Consider the following 22,658-nt stretch of genomic DNA (forward strand, 5'->3'; position numbering starts at 1 on the left):
CACGTGTCTGCTGCCCCTTGGCTTCGCGGGAAGAGACCTTTCCCTTGGCGGGCATCGTTTCCCTTCCCGGTGAGCAACCTGACTCGAGTTGGTTACGTCATGGCCGACACGGCGCTACGCCGGAAGTCGTGAACTGCGATTATCACCCTATCATCGCGGGGCTTCGCCTTCCCCCCGACGATCAATTGGCGGAAGTGAAGCTCAGGTAACTGACCTGACTCGGTTACAGATCAAGCCTTGCCATCCATGTCGACAGTACCGCCCGATCTCATACGGTGCAGTTGATTTCAATCCGGAGTGAGTCGAGGGCTTGCCGAAGGCCATAACCGGCGTGCTTGCGCCTGCGCGCCCGGCAGGCGGGACGTACGAGTGTCCGACTCTCTGCGCCGCGGTACGCCATTACTGATTGAAGTCAGTGAAGTGGTTCCCCATCACGACCGGACGTGTTAGTTTCCTCTGGCGTGGCTAACCACCCATGAGGCATATAACCTGCTGGTATAGCGCTTAGCGTGGTCGCGTCGCAAGCGAGTCGTTTACGGCTCGCCGCCGTTCATGATTGATCTAAGTCAGATCGAGGAGTGGTCGATGCAGAGTCGCACCGACGCCGAAGAGCTGTCCGAGACCGCGATCGCCAGCGCACAGTGGGTGAGCCTGTGTGCCCACTGTGGTGTATCGCACCCGACGCTGCTCGAGTTCGATGAGCAGTTGGGCAAACCATTTTCCGTGATCGCCGACAGCAACAGCTGGGCGAAAGCGCTTTCCTGTGAGGACTCGAGGCGATGAGACGAGCCGATGGCGAATTGATCCTGTTCTGGACGCTTCCCGTATCGGGATTAATCTGGATTATCGCGTTCTTCTTGTTCCCGGGCTTCGTGCATCCGATGTCGCCGACGATGCCGGCGGAGGAAGTCGCGGCTTTCTATCGGGATCCGTCGAATCTCACGCGGATTCGATACAGCATGATCTTGTTCAACTGGTTCGGCGTGTGTCTGGTCCCGGTTCTGATGCTGATCGTGATGCAAATGCGCAGGATGGCTCTGCGCACACCGATCCTCCAGTACTGCATGATCGGATGCGCGGCAGGCGGCCCCACAGTCTTCCTTTTCGCCAACCTCACGTGGATCGTCGCCGCATTCCGTCCGGACCGGGATCCGGCGCTGACGCAAATGTTCAATGATCTCGCGTGGATCACCTTTACCGCCGGTGTTCCGTTCCTCATCGCGCAAAGTGTGATCCTCGCCCTGGCGATCTATCTCGACCGCCAGGCCCAGCCGGTTTTCAAGCCCTGGGTGGCCCACTTCAACCTTGTCATCGCGGCCGCGTTGGTGCCGGCCTGCTTCGTCGGGCTGGCAATGCAAGGTCCTATTGCCTGGGACGGAGTGCTGTCGTTCTGGCTCAAGAATATCGCCATCGCAGTCTGGATCGCGGTCATGGGAGTCGTGCTCGGCCAGGTTGTTCTCCGCCAGAATGGCAAGGAGGAAGAGGTCGCCGCACAGGAAGAGGTCGCCGCATGAGTACCGCGGTGGCGGAGACCATAATCCCGCCCGAGCCGCGTCACCCATCACCGCTGCACCGGCTCGCTTGGAATTGGCGCCACAATCCGAAGCGCGAATTGTGGGGCGCCTGGGGGACGACGGTCGCCTTCTACAATGTGTTCACCGTGGCGTTCTTCGTGCTCACCCGGACCCAGCCGCCGGGGCACCCCGAGTCGACGGGATCCAAGGCCGCGCAGTGGTTCAACGGACACACCAACGGCGTGCTCATCGGATTCGCCATGGTGTTCCTCGTCGCTGGCATGACAACGGCGCAGAACGCGCTCATCGCCTATTCCCTCCGACGAATGTCGGTGAGCCGCGCCTTCTCCTATACCTACCTCGTTCTCTACTCGCTGAGCGCGGTTCCAGGCATGCTACTGATGTGTATCATCCTGACCGTCGGAGCCATCCGGCCCGACCGTGATCCCAAACTGATGAGCTGGCTCTACGATTTCGGGTTCCTTACCTTCATCGTAACCATGGGCGTTTTCCTCATCGGTTCGCTGGTTTGGATGCTGGCGATTCTGCTCGACAAGAATCGTGTGTTCCCGAAGTGGTTCGGCTACCTCAATCTGTGCAACGCGCTCACAGAGGTAGTAGTGGCGCCCGCCTGCATCTTCGAACGAGGCGTCTTCGCCTGGAACGGCACGATCGCATGGTGGATCGACATGGTTGTGTTCGGCATCTACACGGGCTGCTTCATAACTCTGCTGCGGAACATGATCCTGCGGGAAGACTTCGGCACCGGGCCGCTGCCGGACCTCGCATCGAAAAAGGAACTCGATCCTGCGGTTTCAGCGAAGGCGGAACAGTGACAGACGTAGCAGATGCCAGTTCGCTGCCCGAAGAAATAGATGGGAAGACTATGGCAGAGCAGACGGAGAAGCCTGCCAAGTTCATTCCCGGACAGCCCGACATGTGGGCTTTCGTCCTTTTCGAAACACTGATTTTCACCAGCTATCTGGCCGTCTATCTATTTAACCGCACGCAACATCCCGACGACTTCCTGCGCTCCCAGGCACACCTGAGCCTTGCCACCGGGGTCTTCAACACCATCATTCTGCTGTTGAGTTCCTGGTCCGTGGCGCGATGCGTCCAGGCAGCCCGTGACGGAGCGTACCGGACTGCATTGAGGGACGCTTATCTCACCGTGCTCTTCGGCGTCATCTTCCTCGGCGTGAAGGTGTTCGAGTGGGTCGAGTTGACCCATCTGGGTTTCGGGTTCTCCTACGACGAATTCTTTTCCTACTACTACTTCCTGACCGCGATCCATGCCCTACACCTCTTGATCGGCTTTGTCGCCATGGGCGTCATCATCTATCAACTTCGTGGTCCTGCCCGCCGATCCCAGGAATTCGTCGAAACGGCCGCCACCTACTGGCACACCGTTGACTTCCTCTGGGTAATCATCTTTTCATTGCTATATATCGTGAGGTGATCCATGCACACCGCTTTCAATAAGAGATTGCTGATCGGCTGGCTGGTCCTCTCATCGATCACGCTTCTCTACCTGCTGGTCGACTCCGGCGATCACGGCGGGACACTCGAGCCGAGCACCGTGATCACATCGGCCGCGGTCGTCATGGCACTCATCAAGGTGCGCATCATCTTTCAGGAATTCATGGAAGTGCGGCGCGCCCCCGCATTGCTGTGCCGCCTCACCGATCTGTGGATTTTGCTGATCGCGGCTGGCCTGCTCGGCAGCTATTACGTCGGCCTCGCAGTCCAGTAATGCGGGAGCCCACGGTTGCGGCGGTTCGTCGGCTACGGCATAGCGGCCGCGCACCGTTGTCCCGAATGCCTGCTCTGCCGACCTCGCAAAGAGGAACCCATGACATATGCCTTCGATCCGGAACTCACCGGTGTTGTCGCGATGATGCCGAACAGCGATCTTACCGACTTGTCCGGCGCGCGGAAGCGGATGAAGGCGGCACTCACCGAGATGTTCGGCGAGACCGATACCCGCGGTGTGACGGTCCGAGACGAACTCGTCGCCGGTCCGGACGGTGCGCCCGATATTCCGCTTCGCGTCTATCTCCCGAACCGTCAGGCCGGGGCGGCCGCGATCCTCGACGTGCACGGCGGTGCCTACACCACCGGTGACCTCGATACCAACCATGTAAATAATCTCGGGCTTGCCAGGGATCTCGGTGTCGTCGTGGTCGCGGTGGACTATCGGCTCGCACCGGAGGCGCCATTCCCAGCCGGGTTGGACGACTGCTACGCGGCGCTGTGCTGGATGGCCGCGCACACCGGCGAGTTGGGTGTCGATCCGTCCCGGATCGCGATCCGGGGTGAAAGCGCGGGCGGGTGGGCTCTGCGCCGCGCTTGCGCTGCGGGCCAGGGACCGCGGTGGACCAGCTATCGCCTTCCAGTTCCTTGCTATTCCGCAGCTCGACGACAGGTTGGAGACAGGCCAGTATGCGCGCCGGTCGATCAATCGCCCACTGGCGCGAAATCAACCTGTTTCAATATCGTGCAGGCGACCCCGCAGGGGTGGCAGGCCGCGGACTTCAAACCCGATAAGGGTCCGTACCGCCGCGACATGACCCCGTACATGTACAAGGCCGATTACGGCAAGGCGACCACCCTCGCCGATGTCGGGAAGAGCATGAACGACTTCAAGTGATCGGAGCCGTTCCTCGGCATCGGAACCGCCCACCGCGTCAGATCGTGACACGGTGGGCGGTCCTGGTTCGCATCTATTGGTTGTAACCGAAGATTGCGTTCCAGGCCCGTTGGTCGGTGGTGGCGTTGCTGATCGACTCGGCCGGGGTGATGCGATGCACCTTGGGGTCGGTGAAATCGGGCAGTTGCACGCCGCGCACCTTGGGCGCGGCGATGTCGGTGTGGACCGAATACTCACCCATGTCGGCGAAGACTTGCTGCCCGCGTTTGGAGAGGTCCCAGTTGAGGAACAGTTTGGCGGCAGCACGAAGTCGGGTTCGCATCAGTCCTCGGCCGCGGGCTCGACGCGCTGAGCGACGCCGTCGACCTGAGACATCTGACCGGCGCGGATTTCCCGAGAACCTGTCGGCCGCCATGATGTGCCCTTCGTCTTGGCGGTGAACTGCTTCGACAGTGCCGATCGGTACACCCCGGACGAGATCAGGAGGGCGTTGGACCTCGATCCCGACATCCCGGTAAGCCTGTGCGATGTACGACACCGCGATTCGGTCAAAGACATCCTGTTGACGTTGATGGAGTACATCCTCGCGCGGGCGAACCGGACTCGGCCGGAAGTCCGTCTCTGAGGAGGGTATCGAGGGCTGATCGTGTCCTGGAACTGTGGCGGAGCCTGGCGGATACGCGGATCCGCGCGAGCGGGTGCTCCTCGGCGAGGGCGAGCATGCCGCCGGTGCCTGCGGTGGGGTCGTACAGCGTGCGGACGATGCCGGCCTCGGTCAGGTCGGCGTCCTTCTCGGCGAAGAGCAGGTCGACCAGCAGCCGGATCGCGTCCCGTGGGGTGTAGTGGTTGCTGGAGGTCTCGTTCGCGGCCTTGTTGAACTTGCGGAAAATGTACTCGAACGCATCCGTCGAGGCGCAGCAGGACTCTCTGACCGGCGAGTGCGGATCCGATCTTGACACGATATTTTGCGGAGTCTCGTTGTGCCGCTGGTATCGACGGCCCTTTCCAGTTCGATGACCGCGCCGGCGGGGAGTTCGTCGACGTGTCGAGCTGCGGTTGCGGCCGGTGGCGGGCCAGCGGGCCGAGTGCCATGCATGGTCGGCAGGGCCAGGGTCCACTGTCTTTTGTAGCTGAAAGTTAGCTGTCGTTGAAGATGTTTGCGTGTCGGATTGGCGACACGCCGACTTTCGATTTGTTTCTGCACAGCGGTGATCGGATTTGGTCTGGCCCGCTGGCTCGCAATGAACGGGTTGTGCCCCGATCTTCACTTGTCGATCGCTTCGCTCGGGGGAGTGTCGGCGATGGGCGACGCGATTCCGTCATTCGATCCGTCCCACCAAAATCTCACACTTTTGATGGGAATTGCCCGGATTCGATAGGGCATGACGGGCAGGTCGCCCGACGCGAATGGGGAGCTTGACCAGGCATGATGAGGTCTGCTGAGGCACGTCGATGAAACTAGAACCTGTGTCAGGTGGCCGCAACATCGAGTCGTCGAGGTCGGACAGAATCCAGCGAGTGCCTTCGCCCGCATCGAGCGGACGCAGGTCGAGGGCCGCGCGCACATCATCGCCGTCGCACGCGAGCAGGCCAGCGGCCACCGCGCGGTCGATACCCACCGGTGCCAGAGCGGCCGCGACCTCGCGTTCGGGCAGTGCGTCACCGAGCAGCAACAGGCGGATCAGTGTGCCGAGCGTGCCAGCCTGGCGAGCGGCCCGTCGCACCGGTACCGGTTCGGAGCGGCCCAGTGCGGCGTGCACGTCGGGGCCGAGCACTTCCAGCAGGGTGTCGGCGGTGTAACCGACGCGGGTCAGCGCAGCCCGCAGATCTGGACACAGCGCGGTGAGCAGCGATCCGGTGGTCGTCTGGTTGGTAGGCACACCGGTACTCTGCCACCGCGACACGCCAGCAACCGAAACGTGCTCGTCGTGTCACATGGACAGCGCGCGACCTCAGACGCCGTTCGGATCGCGGCCGGTAATGCAATAGGGCGCGTCGGCCGGATCGGACATGACGATCCAGTGCTCGTGCCGCTCGACCAGCGTCGCGCCGAGGGACTCGTGCCACGCTGCGGTGGCGTCGATATCCGCGGAGGCAAGGTCGATGTGTGCGCTGGCGGGCCGGTCCTCGCCGAGGCGCTGCAGCAGAAGCTGGATGGGCATCGGCTCCTTCGCGCGTAGCCGGGTGAATTCGGGCAGGCGGCCCTGCGTCAGGTCCCAGTTGGTGAGGGTGGTCCAGAACCGGGTTTCGGCGGCGTAGTCGGTCGGGCCGATATCGAGGCAGACCTGATCGAGGCGAGTGAGCGGGCCGTCCGGAGCACGCACGGCCGGAGCGGGGGTGCCCTTCGCGCGGCCGCTGGGAGTGAAGCAGAAGATCTGACCGCCCGGCGAGCGCAGCACGGCGTAGCTCTTGTGGTTGGCGACCAGTTCCGCGTCGAGATCGAGTGCGATGCGGACCGCGGCGGTGACATCCTCGACGTCGAGATCCAGGTGTACCCGGCCGAGTCCGGTCACCGCCTGCATCTTGACCCCCGCATCGGCGAAGAGTGCGGGATCCGGTAGGAGCGTTAGGAATTCGTCGTTCTCACCGCGTCGCGGCGAGAGTTGGGTGTCGGTGATCGTCGACCAGAATGTCGCGCATTCGTCGAAACGTTGCGTCGGGCGGTCGAGGAAGGCCCAGACCCACCGAATCATGCTTTCTCCTGTTTCCTGGCGGGAGTTCCCGCGCCGCCACCAGCGTGCAGTTGTCGCATCTTCCGGCGATTCGGAGCCGCCCGCGCCGTGTTGACGCGGATGTGTCGCACATCACTGATGCTGAGAGAGTTCCCGTCTCTTACCCCCGCCACAGAGTAAGTGTTCGCCCGCGATGCTGTCGAGCCGGTTTCGGATGGGGCCGAAACTGGCACGATCTTGGCGGTTTATGGCATTCCGGCCACTCGTTCGATGAGCGAAATTCCGGCACGCTCAGCGGGTGACTGAACTGCAGACGCCTCCGGTACCTGTCGATTCCGTGCCGAGGCGGCTGCATCCCGCCTGGATCGTCGCCGGTGTGGGATTTATCGCGCTGTTGGGCGCGGCGGCGTTCCGGTCGGTGCCGGGTGTGCTGCTGGATCCGCTGCACGAGGAGTTCGGCTGGTCGCACGGCACCATCGGGGCCGCGGTCTCGCTGAATCTGCTGTTGTACGGGCTGATTTCGCCGTTCGCCGCGGCACTGATGGACCGATTCGGTATCCGCCGGGTGGTGGCGTGCGCCCTGGTACTCGTCGCGGCGGGTAGCGGGCTCACCGTATTCATGACCCAGCCTTGGCATTTGGTGGCGACCTGGGGCCTGTTGGTCGGGGTCGGGGTCGGATCGATGTCCATGCCGTTCGTGGCGACGATCACCGGCCGTTGGTTCGTGCGCCAGCGCGGACTGGTGACCGGCGTACTCACCGCGGCGGGTGCGACCGGGCAGTTGATCTTCCTGCCGCTGGTATCCGCGGTGGCACATGCGCACGGTTGGCGGGTGCCCTCGCTGATCGTCGCGGGAGTCGCGCTCGCCGTGGTGCCGCTGGTCCTGCTGTTCATCCGTGACTTCCCCAGTGATGCAGGCGTTTCGGCGTATGGTGCCGAACCCGGCAGCACCGTGGGACTGCGCGTGCAGGCGACCGACGGTGCGACCCGCGCGCTGACGGTCCTGGCCACGATCGCACGCAGTCCCGGATTCTGGCTGCTCGCGGGCGGATTCGCGATCTGCGGCGCATCGACCAACGGCCTGGTCGGCACCCACTTCGTCAGCGCCGCACACGATCACGGCATGCCACCCACGACCGCCGCGGGTCTGCTGGCACTGGTCGGCATCTTCGATGTGGCGGGCACCATCTTCTCCGGCTGGCTCACCGACCGCGCCGATCCCCGCTACCTGCTGGTCGGCTACTACACACTGCGCGGGCTGTCGCTGCTGATCCTGCCGTCGCTGTTCGCGCCGGACACCCAGCCGAGCATGTGGGTATTCATCGTCTTCTACGGCCTGGACTGGATCGCCACCGTCCCGCCGACGGTCATGCTCTGCCGTGAACTCTTCGGCGCGGACGGCCCCGTCGCCTTCGGCTGGGTCTTCGCCTCACATCAGATCGGCTCCGCCGTAGCTGCCACCGGCGCCGGCATCATCCGCGACGTCCACGGCTCCTACAACCTCGCCTGGTACATCGCCGGCGCCCTCTGCGCCGCCGCAGCCCTCATGTCCGCAGGCATCCGCCGCCACCCCTGAACGCCGCCACCCCTGAACGCCGCCACCCCTGAACTCAGCCCTGAGATTGCGCTGACGTCTGCATACACCAGCGCATGATGATTGATCGCTCGTCCAGCTGAGTATCGGCGGGTCGGTGCCCGTGTGGTGGCATTTCTCGTGCTTGTGTCCCTTGCCAGGCCTTCGGCTCGTGGCTCGCCTTCCCCCATCGGCCGCCGGAACCTCGCCCCGAGACCGCCCTCAGGAATCGATGGCCCGGTGCGGCCGCGATTCGATCGCAGTACGCGGCCGGTCCCACCGACTCGGTTCGTCCTTGCGGCGCGGCGGCCGGTCATTCGCGATCAGGACCGCGATCCAAGGCAACGGAATCGAGGCGGCGATGATCAGGATCGACAGCAGCGCATTGCTGAAGGCGCTGTAGGCGATCGCCGCCAAGATCAGGCAGGGAATGCGGAACGCCATGATGATGGTGTAGCGGCGGACCCTGGTTCGGTGCTGATCCTCGAGTGACGGCGCGGCCTCGGTGATCAGCACAGGGTGCTTCTCGTCATTGCCGGGGAAGTAGCCGCTGGACTTGTGAGGTGGCGTCGGCTTTGTCACGTCCGGGCGATCACCGCTGCCGATGTCGTCGGCGTCGGGGGTGTCGCCGTACTGCTGCATACCCTGAGTCTTCCACTGTCGATGGCACACCGCACATGGCCTGGTCAGCTGGATGAACACCGACCGTCATCAGCCGAGCCCGCGAGTATGCGGCATCATGGAATCCGTGAGTACCGACACTCTGGTTCGCCCGGATACGACCACCGACGAGACGACGGGCGACGACACCCCGAAGTTCTTCCACTACGTGAAGAAGGACAAGATCGCCGAGAGCGCCGTCATGGGCACCCATGTGGTTGCCCTCTGCGGTGAGGTCTTCCCGGTCACGCGCTCGGCGAAGCCCGGCTCGCCGGTCTGCCCGGAGTGCAAGAAGGTCTACGACGGCTTGCGCAAGGGCGACTGAGCCGACGCCGGTGATGGATCGCCGGGCGCGCTGAGTCGTGCCCGGTCGGCATCGGCGCCGTTGTCGTCTGTCCGCTCGATCGGCCCCTGAGCCTCCGGTGGGTTCGGGGGCTTCGCTGTGCCCGGATCATCCTGGTCGGTGTCGGTGTCGTCCCCGCCCAACTGATTGGACAACCATTCCTTCACCTGGTCGATGCGGGTGCTGCGGGCGGGCCAGAATTCTTGCACCGCAGCATTGAATTCGGCGCCGAGGATGACCGCGAAGCCGAGGAAGAACGTGAACAGCAGGAACGCGATCGGCGTCGCGAGCGCGCCGTAGCTGACGCCGGTCCTGGTGACCCAGGCCAGATAGCGGCGCAGCCCCTCGCTGGCGGCCATGAAGAACACGCCCGCGACCAGCGCCCCGCCGAACAAGCGATGCCACGGCAGCGATTTGTGTAGCGCCAGCTTGTACAGGGTGGTGAGCCCGATGATCAGCAATAGGCCGACGCCCGGGTAGTAGAACGAGTCGATCAACCGCAGCCCGGGTTCGCGCCACGAATCCGGCAGCACCCGACCGATCAAAGTCGGCCCCAGCGCGATCAGCGGCAGTAGGAACACCGCGACCACCAGGAACAGCACATACAGCAGCAAGGCGAACAGGCGCTGCCACACCGGATGCCGGGCATCCTGCTGCCCGTGCGCCTCGACGATCGAATCCACGAAGGTCGACATAGCCGAGGATCCGGCCCACAGCGACATGACGAAACCCACCGAGACGAAGGCGGCGCGTCCACGACTGAGCACATCGCTGACGGTCGGTTCGATCAGGTCGCTCACCACACTGGTGCTGAACAGATCCCGGCTGAACGCGATGATCTTCTGCTGGACGATCTGCACGGTGTCGGGTCCGAACCATTCACCGACGTAACCGAGGCTGCCCAGGACCCCGAGCAGCAGCGGTGCCAGCGACATCGTCTGCCAGAACGCCGCGGCCGCGGATTTGGCGAAAATCGAATCGTTCCACGACTTCACCGCCACCCGCACGAGGAGTTTGCCACCCTGTCGCGCAACCCGCGTTGCGACGTCGCGGACATAGGTCGCCGCGGTGGGTTCCGTGCCGCCTCCGCCGCTGTGGATCGGCTGGTCGCCGGTCCCCTGGGTGTTGCGCGGTAGCGCACTTTCGTCGGTCATGATGCTTAACAGCATCGCGCATCCGGGCATATTGTTCCGGTTTGCCATGGCATCGAGTCGATGGGAACCAGGTGAACACAGCGTGGCGCACGGTTCGGCGTGTGATGCCCGTCGCCCACACCGCGTCGGTTTGGCGACACGCCATGGGGGGCAGCTAGGGTCGTCTTCGTGACTGTGTCGGGTGGCGCCGCTGTGGCGGGAGAAGCGGAAACACCGGGCGATTCGCAAAAATCGAGCGCCGCGGGTTCCACAGGTGGTTCGCTCCGAGCCTGGCAGCGCCGGGCCCTGATGAAGTACTTGTCCACCAAGCCCAGGGACTTCCTCGCGGTGGCGACGCCGGGCGCGGGTAAGACCACCTTCGCACTGCGGGTCGCGGCCGAACTGCTGGCCGACCGCACCGTCGACCAGGTCACCGTGGTCGCCCCGACCGAACACCTCAAACATCAGTGGGCCCAATCCGCGGCCCGCGTGGGCATTCAGCTGGATTCGCGCTTCTCCAACGCGACCGGTGCGACCTCCGGCGACTATCACGGCGTCGTGGTCACCTACGCGCAGATCGCCTCGCATCCCGCGCGGCACCGCGTCCGTACCGAAAGACGCAGAACGCTGGTGATTCTCGACGAGATCCACCATGCGGGCGATGCGAAGTCCTGGGGTGAGGCGACCGCCGAGGCTTTCGGTGATGCCACCCGCCGACTCGCGCTGACCGGTACCCCGTTCCGCAGCGATGACAGCCAGATCCCGTTCGTCACCTACGAACCCGATGAGGCCGGTTTCCCGCGCTCTCGCGCCGACCACACCTACGGCTACGCGGCGGCATTGGCCGACGGCGTCGTCCGGCCCGTGGTCTTCCTGGCGTATTCCGGCGAGGCGCACTGGCGCGATAGTGCGGGCGAGGAGTATTCGGCCCGCCTCGGTGAGCCGCTGAGCGCCGAACACACCGCCCGTGCCTGGCGCACCGCATTGGATCCGGCCGGCGACTGGATGTCGAAGGTGCTGGTCGCCGCGGACACTCGGCTGCGGCAGTTGCGCGCGACCGGCATGCCCGATGCCGGTGGGCTGGTGATCGCCACCGATCAAGAGCGGGCCCGCGATTACGCCGAACTGCTGGAACACATCTCGGGCGAGCGGCCCGCGGTGGTGCTGTCGGATGATCCGTCCTCCTCGAACCGGATCGCCGAATTCAGCAAGAACACCCAGCCTTGGATGGTCGCGGTGCGCATGGTGTCGGAGGGCGTCGACGTGCCGCGTCTCGCGGTCGGCGTCTACGCGACCAGTGCCTCGACACCGCTGTACTTCGCCCAGGCCATCGGCCGGTTCGTGCGTGCGCGCAGGCCCGGTGAGACCGCGAGTGTGTTCCTGCCGTCGGTGCCGGTGCTGCTCGATCTGGCCGCGCAGCTGGAGCTGCAGCGCGATCACGTTATCGGCAAGCCGCACCGCGAGCAGAACGGCCTCGAAGACGAACTGCTGATCGATGCGAACAAGCAGAAGGACGAGCCGGGCGAGGACGAGAAGCCCTTCGTCGCACTCGCCGCCGACGCCGAACTCGACCAGGTGATCTACGACGGATCCTCCTTCGGCACAGCCACTTTCGCGGGCAGCGCCGAGGAGGCGGACTACCTCGGGATTCCCGGACTATTGGATGCGGAGCAGATGCGGGCGCTGCTGCGTGAACGTCAGTCGAAGCAGCTCGCTGAACGCGGTTCGACGGCGACGCCCGACCCTGGTCCGCAGGTCGCCTCGGCCGCCGAGCGGGTGGCGACCGCGGATAAGCTCGGTGAGCTGCGTCGCGAGCTCAACAGCCTGGTCGCCATGCATCACCATCGCACCGGCAAGCCGCACGGTGTGATCCACGGTGAGTTGCGCCGCGAGTGCGGTGGTCCGCCAACGGCATTGGCCACCGCGGACCAACTCGGTGAGCGCATCGCAGCCCTGCGCGGGAAGTGATCGCGGCGCCGTCGAGTACGGCACAATGGCTTCGGTGACCGCGCAAGTGCGATCGCTGCGGCCAACAGCGCTACGCGGTCGGGTAGCGATAGATATCAGCGCGCGATGGCCGATGCGGGCCACGCCGCCATGGCGCAGTCGATGGATTGGGTGAGTTCGGCGTGTGATGCCCCGTCGCGGGCTCGGATCGACAGTCCGTACAGCACCGTGGTGTAGAAGCTGGCGAGGGCCGCGGTATCGGTTTCCGGCGGTATATCACCTTCCGCGACACCGCGCTCGAGGCGTTCGCGGATGTCTTCGGTTGTCTGGCGGCGCTTTTCGACCAGGAAGTCGCGGATGGTTTCGCTGCGGGTGGTATAGGTGGAACCCGCCAGCACGACCATGCAGCCGTGCGGTTTGTCCTCGTGGACGTAGGCCATGGCGTTGTCGCGCAGCATGGCTTCGATGCTCGCACGGGCTGTGGGTTCCTCGCGCATGGCGCGTGCGGTGTAGCCGCCTTCGGTCTCGCCGTACAGCTCCACAGCCGCGCGGAATAGTTCTTCCTTCCCGCCGAAGGCGGCATAAAGGCTCGGTGAGTTGATGCCCATCGCCGCGGTGAGATCGCTCATCGACGAGCCCTCGTAGCCGTGCTCCCAGAACACCTCCATGGCGCGACGTAGCGCGACGTCGCGATCGAACGCGCGTGGGCGTCCCCGTTCGGCCATGGCCCGATCCTTTCTGTGTCGATCGTTAAATATACCCCTTGACGGCATCGCCGCCCATGCGCTTAGCTATTTATGTACTGATCGACACAGAATTAGGAGGAGTTGCGATGTCGGATCTGACGGGCAAGGTGGCACTGGTGACCGGGGGCAGTCGGGGGATCGGAGCGGCTATCGTCCGGCACCTGGCCGCCGCGGGCGCGGATGTGGCGCTGACCTACCAGCACAACGAGTTGCAGGCGAAATCGGTGGTAGCCGAGGCGGAAGCGTTGGGGCGGCGCGCGATCGCCATCCAGGCGGACAGCGCCGACGCGGGCGCGGTCGTCGCGGCGGTGCATCGGGCCGCGGTCGAACTCGGCAGGCTTGATGTGCTGGTCAATAACGCGGGTATCTTCCCGGCCAAGCCGTTCGAGGAATTCACCGTCGAGGAGATCGACCGCGCGCTGAATATCCACGCGCGGGCGGCATTCGTCGGTGCGCAGGCAGCGGTCGAACATATGACCGAGGGCGGGCGGATCATCAGCATCGGCAGCAACCTGTCCGAGCGCGCCGCATTCGGCGGACTCGCGCTGTACAACCTGAGTAAATCCGCACTCAACGGATTCACGAAAGCCCTTGCGCGCGAACTCGGCCCGCGCAGCATCACGGTCAACCTGGTGCAGCCCGGCTCCACCGACACGGATATGAACCCCGCCGACGGCGACCACGCCCCGCACCAAATCGACCTGACCGCCCTCGGTCGCTTCGGCACCACCGACGACATCGCCGCCACCGTAACCTTCCTCGCCGGCCCCTCCGGCCGCAGCATCACCGGCGCGACCTTCACCGTCGATGGCGGCACCAACGCCTGATTCCGTCGCGATTACCCGGCGAAGTAGCGGCCGGGAGAGACGCCGACGGTGCGGCGAAAGGCGGCGACGTAGGCGCTGGGGGTGGCGTAGCCGACCCGGCCCGCGATGCGGGCGACCGGCAGGCCCTCGGCGAGCAGGGGGAGCGAGGCGGCCAGGCGGATCTGGGTTCGCCACTGGCCGAAGCAGATCCCGGTTTCGGTGAGGAACAGTCGGGCCAGGGTGCGGGGGCTGGTGGCGGCGTAGGCGGCGAATTCGGCGAGGGTGCGGGGGTCGGCGGGGTTTCGGGTCAGGGCGTCGGCGACCTGTCCGGCTCGGCCATCCACCGGTCGGCGGGCGCCGACGGGAATCACCTCGACCGGCTCGAGAAGGTCGAAGACGACTGCCTCCGCGCGTTCGCGTCGTGCGGACGCTATGTCATCGGTGAGATTGCGGGTCGGCGCCGCGGACCCTTCGGCATGAGTGCCCTCGGGCGGGCGGGCGCTGAGCGGAGTTTCGTCGACGCGCTCGAATCGAACTGCTTCCGCGCGTTCGCGTCGTTCGGTGGCGACGTTGTCGGCGGGGTTGCGGGTCGGCGCCGCGGACCCTTCGGCATGAGTGCCCTCGAGCGGGTGGGCGCTGCGAGTGGGCTCGTCGACGTGCTCGAGCCGCTTCGCATCCGCTGCTCGCGCGAGGGCGGTGTCCGGTCCGGTGAGATGGTCGAACAATTCGCGCAGCAATGGCGATACTCGCAGCATCGTCGGGGTGGTCAATGAGACCGGGCATCGATCGGGTGCTACGAAGATGCCACGCATGATCGCGCCCTGGGTGGTGCCGGTTCGGTGTCGGGTGCCGCCGGGGATCCACAGTGCGCGTGTCGGTGGCAGCACCCAGTACCCGTCGCCGATTTCGACGGCGATGACACCCCTTGCTGCCCAGGCTATTTGGTGCTGCGGATGTTCATGGGTGTCGAACCAGTGGCCTGCGGACATGACGCCCGCGCCGAAGACCATGGCGGTATCACCGATCGCGGCGGGTAATACCACGGATCCGTCGTTCGGCTGGGGTGTCCCGGGCTGGCCGGGTACCAGGGATTGGCCGTTTCGCGACACAACTTGTCACCGTAGCCTGTCGCGGTCACTGTCGGTCGCTCCTAGCGTGAGTCGCATGGCGATGAACTACCTCCACAAATTGATGTGCCGATCGGCGGCGTGGGAGCGTACGAGTACGACGCGGATCGTGCCGTGGGCGCTGTCAGGCCTCGACCTCGGTGCGTCCGCACTCGAGATCGGCCCCGGCTACGGTGCCAATATCCGCGCCTTGCGAGAGCGCACCGGCAAACTGACCGGTATCGAGATCGATCCGGTGCTCGTCGATCGGCTGCGTACCCGACACGGTGCCGCGATGACGGTGATCCAGGGCGACGGCGCGGATATGCCCTTGCCGCCAGGGCAATTCGATTCCGTTGTGTGCCTCACGATGCTGCACCACGTACCCGCCGTCGGCGCACAGGACGCTCTGTTCGCCGAAGCCCTACGCGTCCTGCGTCCCGGCGGTGTATTTGCGGGCAGCGACGGTCTCGACGGCCGGGTATTCCGTCTGCTGCACCTCGGCGACACCTGCGTGCCGGTTCCGCCGGAGCATGCCGCCGACCGGCTCACCCGAGTCGGCTTCACCGATGTCGAGATCGAATCCGGCGAACGCAGTTTCCGCTTCCGCGCCCGCTGTCCCGAGTGAGGAGGTCGAGCGTTCTGGCGTGCACTTTCCGTCGAATCCGGCAGCTATCGCCACATCAGCGCGAATAGTGCACGTCAGACCAGTCACCGACAAGCGCGTGGCCGTTCGCGACCTGCTCGTGTTCGATGTCGAACTGATCATCGGTGGCTCGCCCCAGGGCGTCCGCCGGAATCGTTTCAGCGCATCGTTATTGCGGCCTCGAAGTATTCCGCAGGGTCGAGTGCATTTATCGGCGTCCAGCGGGGTGACTCGACCGGTGACGCCGAATCTTCAGGTGCCGCTTGGAAATAGCCCTGGATTTCCAGGGCTAGTCGAGGGTTCTCGTCCACGCGCCGGGCTATGTCGTAGTACACCGCGAGGACGTGCACGCACCGCGCGGTGCGAGCCGAACAGGAGCAGTCCGTCCCGGCCGGATTCGGCGCCGGAGTGGTGCCGGCGTTGACCAACGCACGGTGCATCTCGTCGGTGAGGACTGTTGTGTCCGGAATGATTTCGGCGATCGCGGTGATCGCTGAGCGGGGCAGCGGCGCGACTTCCAGGTGGGTTACCGAGGCTTGCCCACCGCGGTGGATGGCGGCGCGCACGATGCGGCCCTCGATGCTCGCCTGGACACCGTGGTTGCGGGCGATGCTGCGGGCACGGGGGAGCAGCGAGTCCGGTCGGGTCTGGCGCAGCGGTTCGGCGAGCCGGACCCAGTCCATGCCCCATGCCGTGTATCCGAATTCGTTGTCCGCCATCAGTTCTCCCTCTTGCGGCGCAGGATCTCGATGAGCTGGTCGTCATCGAGGCGGGCCAGTGCGGCGATGCCCGCCGAATCGTTGAGGTCCGCGAGCGCGGATTTGCGGTCGTGCATGCCCGCGATGTGTTCCTCGACGGTGGTGCCCGAGGTCAGGGTGGTGATGGTCACGGTGCGGGTCTGCCCGATGCGGTGCACCCGGTCGGAGGCCTGGGCTTCCACGGCCGGATTCCACCACCGATCGAAGTGGATGACATCGGCGGCACGTGTCAGGGTGAGCCCGGTGCCCGCGGCCCGCAGACTCAGGATCAGCACGGGCGGACCGTCTTCGGCCTGGAAGCCCGAAACGATCTCGGCGCGCTCGGCCTGGTCGAGTCCGCCGTGGAAGAACGGTGCCCGCACTCCGAGTTGTTCGTGCAGGTGGCGGACCAGCAGGTCGCCGGTGGCACGATACTGGGTGAATATCAGTGTCGGGTCACCGGTTTCGAGATTGTTGGCCACGATATCGGTGCACAGGTCCAGCTTTCCGGATCGGCCCGCCAATTCGCCCAGCTCACCGGTGATCAGTCCCGGATGGTTGCAGACCTGCTTGAGGGCGGTCAGCGCCGCGAGCACTCGGCTCTGTCGTTGCACGCCGTGGCCGAAGCCGTCATCGATTGCCTTGTCGAGCAGTTGGTCGTACAGCCGTTCCTGCTCATTTGTCAGATCGCAGAGCAGATCGCTGTGGATCTTCGCGGGCAGCGAGGCGGCGACCTGCGCCTTCTTACGCGCCAACAGCACCGGTTCGAGTGCATCCCGCAGCCGGGAAGCCGCGGCCGTCGAACCCTCGTGGATCGGCCGGACGAACCTACGCCGGAACTGCGTGCGATGTCCGAACAGCCGCGGCGCCACCAGATTCAGCAGCGCCCACAGCTCCTCGAGATGGTTCTCCACCGGCGTACCCGTCAGCGCGACCTTCGCCTCCGCCGTCAACGCCCGCGCCGCCTTGGACACCTGGGTGCGCGGATTCTTCAACGCCTGCGCCTCATCGAAAACTACTGTCGCCCAGGACTGATCGGCCAACACGCCACCGTGCAACCGCAACATCGGATACCCGGTCACCACAATGGTCCCGGCCTCATCCGCGACCTCACCCCCACGCCACAGCACCGGCCGCAGTCCCGGTGCGAACCGTGTCATCTCATGCGCCCAGTTCCCGACCAGGGACGTCGGGCAGACCACGAGCTGCGTCCCACGCTCGGCCCGCCCGAGCAGAAACCCGATGGTCTGCACCGTCTTCCCGAGCCCCATCTCGTCGGCCAATACCGCCCCGCCGTGCGCCGCGACGGTCTCGTGCAACCACCCCGCGCCCCGCACTTGATAGGGCCGCAGCTCCGCCTTCAGCCCCGCCCGCAATTCCGCCCCGACGCACCGTGTTTCACGCAACACCCGCGCCGCTCGCGCGGCGGACACGATCGACGTCCCGGCGGCGTCAGGGACAGCGTGCGCCGCAATGGGCAGCAGTACCGAATCGTCCAGACGACCCTCCGCCTCGGATCGCAGCGGCGATATGCCGCCCGCCTGATCAGACGCGGCCGGGCAGCCGGATGGTGCCGCGGCTTCGCGACGAGACGTGTTGTGGGCTGGGGTGTGCTGGGTCGGTGTGGCAATCCCTGAATCCGGCTGTGTAGCGCATGGTTCGAGTCCATCCAGCAGCACCGCGCGCCAAGCATGTACGGATGGGCCCGCGTTACCGAGGTCCAGCTTCAACAGTTCGTCGGGATCAACGAGTGCGCACTCGACATCGATGACCGCGATCGCGCCCCGAGTTCCCGTGGGCACCGCTAAAGAGAGCGTTTCTCGATCGCCATCGGGCGCGCGGCCGGGCGTGGAGCCGGTCCAAGTCCACAGCGCGAACATATGGCGGTCGGGTAGGTAGGTGGCCTGTGTGCTGGGCAGAGCGGTCCCCTAAATCGTCGTATTGCGTACGGAGTATTATAACAACGTACAGCGTACCGAATTAATTCCGAGAGGATCACGTGACCGACCAGGCGAAACAGCTGATATGCCTGCTCTGGCGGCATGCTGTGCCGCCGCGACCGGGAGGGCGAGGCCCGAAGCAGACGGTGAGTGTCGATGCGGTCATCGCCGCCGCGATCGCCCTCGCCGATCGGGAGGGGTACGAGAAGGTGTCGATCCGCGCGGTCGCCGCCGAACTCGGCCTGCGCCCGATGAGCCTCTACACCTATGTGCCGAGCAAAGAGGCTTTGACCGTTTTGATGGTCGATACGGTCGCATTGGAGGACGTACCCATCCCGACCGATATCCCGGTCCGTGACCGCATGTCCGCGATCGCCGAGCAGGTCCGTGCGGAACTGATGGCGCATCCGTGGCTGCTCGAGGTGCCACCGTGGCGGCTGGTGCTCGGTCCGGGCCGGATGCGCCGCTATGAACAACAGCTGGCCGCGATCGAAGGGATCGGGTTATCCGATCTGGCTATGGATCGGGTGATCGCGGTGCTGTCGGAATTCGCGACCGGCAACGCGCGGATGGCGATCGCCGGAATCCGCAGTACTGCGGAGCTGACCGACGCGCAGTGGTGGGAGCAGCACGGCCCGCTGTTGACCGAGGTCATGTCGGCCGAGGAGTTTCCGATCGCCTCACGGGTAGGTGCGGCGGTAGGCGAACGCTATCAAGCGCCGTCGGACCCGGAGGGCGACTTCGCCTTCGGCCTCGGAAAACTGCTCGACGGCATCCTGTCCGGAGTAGCGGGACCGGACACGTCGACAGCGGGCGACCTGTAGGTCGCCCGCTGTCGTCTATCAGCGCTGTTCTGTTGTTCGATGCTGTTGTGTCGGGACGCGAGGATAGGTCAGAGCGCGGGAGCCGATTCCGTATCGATCACGGCTTCGAGCTCACGCAAGCGATCCATGTGTTCATTCGCGTGGTGCTGGCAGAAGAGCAACTCGCCACCTGCGGGCAATACAGCACGAACTCGTGCGGCAGCACCGCAGCGGTCGCAACGATCGACCGCGGTCAGTGGGGTGCTTGTCAGGGTTCCTGGCATGACTCCTCCGTCCTGGCTCCCGGCACTACAGTCCGTTCACCTGGTGTGGGGCCCGTGGTCACTCCGCGGGCTCGCTACCGCTACTTCCCAGCAGGGGTATGACTACTCTGTCAGACGTTCGGGACGGGGGCTTTGTTCCCGGAAGTGATTCTGTGTGTTTTCGATAACACCACCTGGGATTTCGCTACTGGCGAACATCGCTGGTTTGGTATCGAACTCCACTCGACCACGATCACGAACAGGCCTATCCAGTTGTCTACCGGGAGATTACCCGTGATCCATGACACTCACACGCTCGTTCACATTTGCACTCTCGCCGAATGGCTGACCGCCCGGCAAACCGGCGAGTACCGCCCGGAGTCGTTCGAGGAGATCGGATTCATCCATCTCTCCACCCCACAGCAGGCGCACCTGCCCGCCAACCGACTTTTCGGCGGAAGGCGTGACATGGTGCTGCTGCGCATCGATCCGGCCCGCGTCGGCGCGCCGGTGAAATGGGAACCGGGCGTGCCCACCGATCCCGACTCGATGCTGTTCCCCCATCTGTACGGTCCGCTGCCGGTCGGCGCGGTCATCGCCGTGGTCGAGTACCAGCCCGGCCCGGACGGCACCTTCGCCGCACTCGATCCGAAGTTTCCGGCGTCCTGATGACCTACCGGTCCCTGACCTCGCGCGCCACGATGGCGGCCTGAACGCGGGACCGCACACCGAGTTTGGTGAGTACCCGCGAGACATGCGTTTTGACTGTTGTCTCGCCGATGAACAGCCGCGCGGCGATCTGCGCATTGGACAGACCGTCGCCGAGACAGTCGAGCACCTCGCGTTCGCGTTCGGTCAGCTCGTCCAGACCGTCCGGTGCGGGCCGGCTCGATTCGCCATCGGTCGAGGCGAACGCATTGATCACCGCGGCGGTCACCTCGGGGGCGAGTACGCCGTCACCCGCGGCCACCGCGCGCACCGCATCGACAATTGCTTGTCCCGACGCGGATTTCAGCACGAAGCCGGATGCGCCGGCGCGCAGCGTCCGGAAGACGTACTCGTCCAGATCGAAGGTAGTCAGGATGAGCACCCTGGCCAGGCCGTCGTCGGTGATGCGGCCGGTGGCGGTGATGCCGTCGACGCCCGGCATGCGCACATCCATCAGCACCACATCCGGGCGCAGCGCTCTGGCCTGTGCCACCGCGATATCGCCGTCGGCGGCCTCGCCGACCACCTCGATGCCATCGGCGGTCTCCAGGATCATCCGCAGTCCGGCCCGGATCGCGCCGTGGTCGTCGGCGATCAGTACCCGGATCATCGCGCCTCCGTCGTCGAGATCGGCAGCCGAGCAAGGACTTCCCAGCCGTCGGCGCCGGGTCCGGCGGTGAAGGTGCCGCCCAACGCCACCGCCCGTTCCCGCATATTCATCAGGCCGCTGTGGCGCGCGTCGTCGGTCGGTCGGTTGCGCACAAGTATGGGATTGCGCACCGAGAGGGCCAAATCCGCTGCCTCCGTGCGCACGTCGATCTCGACCTCCTGTCCCGGTGCGTGTTTCATGGCATTCGTCAATGCTTCCTGGACGATTCGGTACGCGGCCTGGTCGACCGCGCTCGGCAGCGCCGTCCCGTTCAGTGCATCCCGCACACGCACGGTGATTCCGGCCGCGCGGGCGGCATCGACGAGAATCCGCAGCTGTGCCAGTTTGCGCGGTGCGGCCGCATCGTCCTCGGCGCCGTCGTCACGGCGCAGCAGACCGATCATGGTGCGCATTTCCTGCAGCGCGCTGACACTATTGGACCGGATCGACGAAATGATCCCGGCGACAGTGGGATCGGTGTCCTGCCGGGCCAGCACCCCCAGCGCCGCTTCGGACTGGATGGCGATGGCCGAGAGATGTCCTGCGATCACATCGTGCAGATCGCGCGCCATCGTCTTGCGTTCATCGGTGATGGCGGCACGTCGGTCCAATTCGGCGACCAATGTCATCGCCTGTGCGCGTTTGCGTTCGGCTTCGGCGATCTCCTTGTGCCCGCGCACCGCCAGGGCCCACCACAGCGGGGTCGCGACGAAGGCGAACAGCGCGGCGATGGTGATCACCGCGACCCGCCAGTCGCCGAGCACCAGTGCCAGCACGGTCAGTACCGCCGAGACCACCCCACACACCGTGACCAGCGAGCGCGAACGCGCGGGTGCGGCATACAGCACGCCGGCATAGATGAGATCCGAATAGATGAGCCAGACCGGCACCGTCGGGCCGAGTGCGAAATCGATGGCGAAGGGGATCAGCCCGATAGCGAGAGCCGACATCGGCGCGCGCCGCCGCAGGAAGGTCGTCACGCAGATCAGCGCGAGCACCCCGAACCGCACCGGCAGTGACGGGTGGCGGCTCAGGTCACTGGCCATCTCGGACAGCCCGGTCAGATAGAGCGCGGCGCCGAGTACGAGCGCGAAGGCGGCGACCAGCGCGTCCTGCGCGGTCGCCGACAAAGCTTCCCACTGCCGTCGCATCGCCCCATCACAGCACATGCCCCGCGTTCCGGGGTCCGCCGAAGGAATGAGTTCCGGTCGATCCGACGACCGACCTGATCGGACCCGCTCGGGCGGTCAGCCCTTTTTGCCGGTTAGGGTGGAGGGTGTGAACGTCGATGTCACCGCCCTACCCGGGATCGGGGTACGCAAAGACTTCCAGCTGCGGTCGGGTCGCCGGATCGGTGTGGTCGATCACCGCGACGGCGGCATCGATCTGATCGTCTCCAAACCCGATGACCCGGACTCCTGCGCCGCGCAAGTGCCGCTGACTCCCGACGAGGCCTCGGTACTCGCCAACCTACTCGGCTCGCCGCAGCTGGTGGCGAAGCTACGCGAGGACCACCGCGACCTACCCGGGATCACCACCCGCCAGCTACCCATCGGCGAGGATTCGCCGTACGAGGGCCGCACCCTCGGCGAGACCGGAATGCGCACGCGCACCAAGGCTTCCATTGTCGCGGTGATGCGCGCGGGGCAGCTGCATCCCTCGCCGGGACCGGATTTCACCTTCACCACCGATGACATACTCGTGGTCGTCGGAACCCCCGACGGTCTGGACGCGGCCGCGAAGATCCTGACGCACGGGTGAG

25 protein-coding genes and 3 pseudogenes are annotated in these 22,658 nt (G+C 65.2%); 14 read left to right on the plus strand and 14 right to left on the minus strand.

The genetic code is table 11. From position 1 onward, the window contains the following. The first annotated feature begins 585 nt into the window (after window positions 1–585). The 6 genes and pseudogenes from AB0J47_RS02850 to AB0J47_RS02875 form a co-directional block, all read left to right on the plus strand. The gene (locus tag AB0J47_RS02850; protein ID WP_364339824.1) at window positions 586–783 is read left to right on the plus strand and encodes a hypothetical protein; all 198 of its coding nucleotides are present in this window, start codon (window positions 586–588) and stop codon (window positions 781–783) included. Then, window positions 780–1,514 carry a hypothetical protein gene (locus AB0J47_RS02855; RefSeq protein WP_329406851.1) on the plus strand — a complete coding sequence of 245 codons (735 nt, stop codon included), beginning with the start codon at window positions 780–782 and terminating at the stop codon, window positions 1,512–1,514. Before AB0J47_RS02850 ends, AB0J47_RS02855 begins: the two co-directional genes overlap by 4 nt. Continuing rightward, the gene (locus AB0J47_RS02860) at window positions 1,511–2,350 is read left to right on the plus strand and encodes a hypothetical protein (protein WP_329406853.1); all 840 of its coding nucleotides are present in this window, start codon (window positions 1,511–1,513) and stop codon (window positions 2,348–2,350) included. The genes AB0J47_RS02855 and AB0J47_RS02860 overlap by 4 nt, the downstream gene beginning before the upstream one ends. A gap of 50 nt (window positions 2,351–2,400) precedes the next feature. Next, window positions 2,401–2,973 (plus strand): cytochrome c oxidase subunit 3, encoded by a 573-nt coding sequence (locus AB0J47_RS02865; protein WP_364340688.1) that lies wholly within the window; start codon window positions 2,401–2,403, stop codon window positions 2,971–2,973. A 3-nt stretch (window positions 2,974–2,976) separates the two neighbouring features. After that, window positions 2,977–3,267, plus strand: a complete 291-nt coding sequence (locus AB0J47_RS02870; RefSeq protein WP_364339827.1) for a cytochrome C oxidase subunit IV family protein — start codon at window positions 2,977–2,979, stop codon at window positions 3,265–3,267. A gap of 210 nt (window positions 3,268–3,477) precedes the next feature. Beyond that, window positions 3,478–3,937, plus strand: a pseudogene (locus AB0J47_RS02875) (alpha/beta hydrolase fold domain-containing protein); the annotation flags it as partial. A 300-nt stretch (window positions 3,938–4,237) separates the two neighbouring features. On the opposite strand, the gene AB0J47_RS02880 reads toward AB0J47_RS02875, so the two are convergent. The 5 genes and pseudogenes from AB0J47_RS02880 to AB0J47_RS02900 form a co-directional block, all read right to left on the minus strand. Further along, the gene (locus AB0J47_RS02880; RefSeq protein WP_364339829.1) at window positions 4,238–4,486 is read right to left on the minus strand and encodes a hypothetical protein; all 249 of its coding nucleotides are present in this window, start codon (window positions 4,484–4,486) and stop codon (window positions 4,238–4,240) included. Further along, the gene (locus tag AB0J47_RS02885; protein ID WP_364339831.1) at window positions 4,486–4,674 is read right to left on the minus strand and encodes a hypothetical protein; all 189 of its coding nucleotides are present in this window, start codon (window positions 4,672–4,674) and stop codon (window positions 4,486–4,488) included. The genes AB0J47_RS02880 and AB0J47_RS02885 overlap by 1 nt, the downstream gene beginning before the upstream one ends. 176 nt (window positions 4,675–4,850) lie before the next feature. Then, window positions 4,851–5,069, minus strand: a pseudogene (locus AB0J47_RS02890) (N-6 DNA methylase); the annotation flags it as partial. Window positions 5,070–5,648: 579 nt separating this feature from the next. After that, window positions 5,649–6,044, minus strand: a pseudogene (locus AB0J47_RS02895) (SAM-dependent methyltransferase); the annotation flags it as partial. Between the two features lie 72 nt (window positions 6,045–6,116). Beyond that, window positions 6,117–6,857: a VOC family protein gene (locus AB0J47_RS02900; protein WP_364339833.1), complete on the minus strand. Its 741-nt coding sequence runs from the start codon at window positions 6,855–6,857 to the stop codon at window positions 6,117–6,119. Window positions 6,858–7,134: 277 nt separating this feature from the next. Between AB0J47_RS02900 and AB0J47_RS02905 the strand changes: the two genes are divergently transcribed. Further along, the gene (locus tag AB0J47_RS02905; protein ID WP_364339835.1) at window positions 7,135–8,412 is read left to right on the plus strand and encodes an MFS transporter; all 1,278 of its coding nucleotides are present in this window, start codon (window positions 7,135–7,137) and stop codon (window positions 8,410–8,412) included. Window positions 8,413–8,631: 219 nt separating this feature from the next. Here AB0J47_RS02905 and AB0J47_RS02910 read toward each other — a convergent pair whose 3' ends face one another. Beyond that, window positions 8,632–9,051, minus strand: coding sequence for a DUF3099 domain-containing protein (locus AB0J47_RS02910; RefSeq protein ID WP_364339837.1), 420 nt, complete (start codon window positions 9,049–9,051; stop codon window positions 8,632–8,634). A 106-nt stretch (window positions 9,052–9,157) separates the two neighbouring features. Here AB0J47_RS02910 and AB0J47_RS02915 point away from each other — a divergent pair, with 106 nt between their 5' ends. Continuing rightward, window positions 9,158–9,394, plus strand: a complete 237-nt coding sequence (locus AB0J47_RS02915) for a DUF3039 domain-containing protein (RefSeq protein WP_327100152.1) — start codon at window positions 9,158–9,160, stop codon at window positions 9,392–9,394. Here the strand turns inward: AB0J47_RS02915 and AB0J47_RS02920 are convergent. Beyond that, window positions 9,367–10,566, minus strand: a complete 1,200-nt coding sequence (locus tag AB0J47_RS02920; protein ID WP_364339840.1) for a YihY/virulence factor BrkB family protein — start codon at window positions 10,564–10,566, stop codon at window positions 9,367–9,369. The two genes, AB0J47_RS02915 and AB0J47_RS02920, sit on opposite strands and share 28 nt — an antisense overlap. A 288-nt stretch (window positions 10,567–10,854) precedes the next feature. Here AB0J47_RS02920 and AB0J47_RS02925 point away from each other — a divergent pair, with 288 nt between their 5' ends. Continuing rightward, entirely contained in the window at window positions 10,855–12,513 is a 1,659-nt protein-coding gene (locus AB0J47_RS02925; RefSeq protein WP_364340690.1) for a DEAD/DEAH box helicase, read from the plus strand. 95 nt (window positions 12,514–12,608) lie between these two features. On the opposite strand, the gene AB0J47_RS02930 is transcribed toward AB0J47_RS02925, so the two are convergent. Then, window positions 12,609–13,217 (minus strand): TetR/AcrR family transcriptional regulator, encoded by a 609-nt coding sequence (locus AB0J47_RS02930; RefSeq protein WP_364339842.1) that lies wholly within the window; start codon window positions 13,215–13,217, stop codon window positions 12,609–12,611. A 107-nt stretch (window positions 13,218–13,324) separates the two neighbouring features. Here AB0J47_RS02930 and AB0J47_RS02935 point away from each other — a divergent pair, with 107 nt between their 5' ends. Then, window positions 13,325–14,065, plus strand: a complete 741-nt coding sequence (locus AB0J47_RS02935) for an SDR family oxidoreductase (RefSeq protein ID WP_364339844.1) — start codon at window positions 13,325–13,327, stop codon at window positions 14,063–14,065. Between the two features lie 11 nt (window positions 14,066–14,076). Here the strand turns inward: AB0J47_RS02935 and AB0J47_RS02940 are convergent, their stop codons facing one another. Continuing rightward, on the minus strand, window positions 14,077–15,153 hold the full coding sequence (locus AB0J47_RS02940; protein ID WP_364339846.1) for a helix-turn-helix transcriptional regulator: 1,077 nt from the start codon (window positions 15,151–15,153) through the stop codon (window positions 14,077–14,079). 55 nt (window positions 15,154–15,208) lie between these two features. On the opposite strand from AB0J47_RS02940, the gene AB0J47_RS02945 reads away from it, so the two are divergent. Then, window positions 15,209–15,778 carry a class I SAM-dependent methyltransferase gene (locus AB0J47_RS02945; protein ID WP_364339849.1) on the plus strand — a complete coding sequence of 190 codons (570 nt, stop codon included), beginning with the start codon at window positions 15,209–15,211 and terminating at the stop codon, window positions 15,776–15,778. 176 nt (window positions 15,779–15,954) lie between these two features. Here AB0J47_RS02945 and AB0J47_RS02950 read toward each other — a convergent pair whose 3' ends face one another. Next, window positions 15,955–16,515, minus strand: coding sequence for a hypothetical protein (locus AB0J47_RS02950; RefSeq protein ID WP_364339851.1), 561 nt, complete (start codon window positions 16,513–16,515; stop codon window positions 15,955–15,957). Continuing rightward, on the minus strand, window positions 16,515–18,413 hold the full coding sequence (locus tag AB0J47_RS02955) for a DEAD/DEAH box helicase (protein ID WP_364339853.1): 1,899 nt from the start codon (window positions 18,411–18,413) through the stop codon (window positions 16,515–16,517). Before AB0J47_RS02955 ends, AB0J47_RS02950 begins: the two co-directional genes overlap by 1 nt. A 119-nt stretch (window positions 18,414–18,532) precedes the next feature. On the opposite strand from AB0J47_RS02955, the gene AB0J47_RS02960 reads away from it, so the two are divergent. Then, window positions 18,533–19,297 (plus strand): TetR/AcrR family transcriptional regulator, encoded by a 765-nt coding sequence (locus AB0J47_RS02960; RefSeq protein ID WP_364339855.1) that lies wholly within the window; start codon window positions 18,533–18,535, stop codon window positions 19,295–19,297. A gap of 68 nt (window positions 19,298–19,365) precedes the next feature. Here the strand turns inward: AB0J47_RS02960 and AB0J47_RS02965 are convergent, their stop codons facing one another. After that, a complete protein-coding gene (locus AB0J47_RS02965; RefSeq protein WP_029903635.1) occupies window positions 19,366–19,560 on the minus strand; it encodes a hypothetical protein in 195 nt (64 codons plus the stop codon). A 273-nt stretch (window positions 19,561–19,833) separates the two neighbouring features. Between AB0J47_RS02965 and AB0J47_RS02970 the strand changes: the two genes are divergently transcribed. Then, on the plus strand, window positions 19,834–20,208 hold the full coding sequence (locus AB0J47_RS02970) for a DUF952 domain-containing protein (protein ID WP_364339857.1): 375 nt from the start codon (window positions 19,834–19,836) through the stop codon (window positions 20,206–20,208). 4 nt (window positions 20,209–20,212) lie between these two features. Here AB0J47_RS02970 and AB0J47_RS02975 read toward each other — a convergent pair whose 3' ends face one another. Together AB0J47_RS02975 and AB0J47_RS02980 are read right to left on the minus strand one after the other, a co-directional pair. Next, a complete protein-coding gene (locus tag AB0J47_RS02975; RefSeq protein ID WP_364339859.1) occupies window positions 20,213–20,857 on the minus strand; it encodes a response regulator transcription factor in 645 nt (214 codons plus the stop codon). Continuing rightward, entirely contained in the window at window positions 20,854–22,047 is a 1,194-nt protein-coding gene (locus tag AB0J47_RS02980; RefSeq protein ID WP_364339861.1) for a histidine kinase, read from the minus strand. Before AB0J47_RS02980 ends, AB0J47_RS02975 begins: the two co-directional genes overlap by 4 nt. A gap of 127 nt (window positions 22,048–22,174) precedes the next feature. Here AB0J47_RS02980 and AB0J47_RS02985 point away from each other — a divergent pair, with 127 nt between their 5' ends. Then, complete coding sequence (locus tag AB0J47_RS02985; protein ID WP_364339863.1) at window positions 22,175–22,657, plus strand: cation:proton antiporter regulatory subunit; 483 nt, start codon at window positions 22,175–22,177, stop codon at window positions 22,655–22,657. The last annotated feature ends 1 nt before the right edge of the window (window position 22,658 follow it).

Origin of the sequence: Nocardia sp. NPDC049737 (assembly GCF_040674755.1) — a bacterium.
Lineage (GTDB): Bacteria > Actinomycetota > Actinomycetes > Mycobacteriales > Mycobacteriaceae > Nocardia.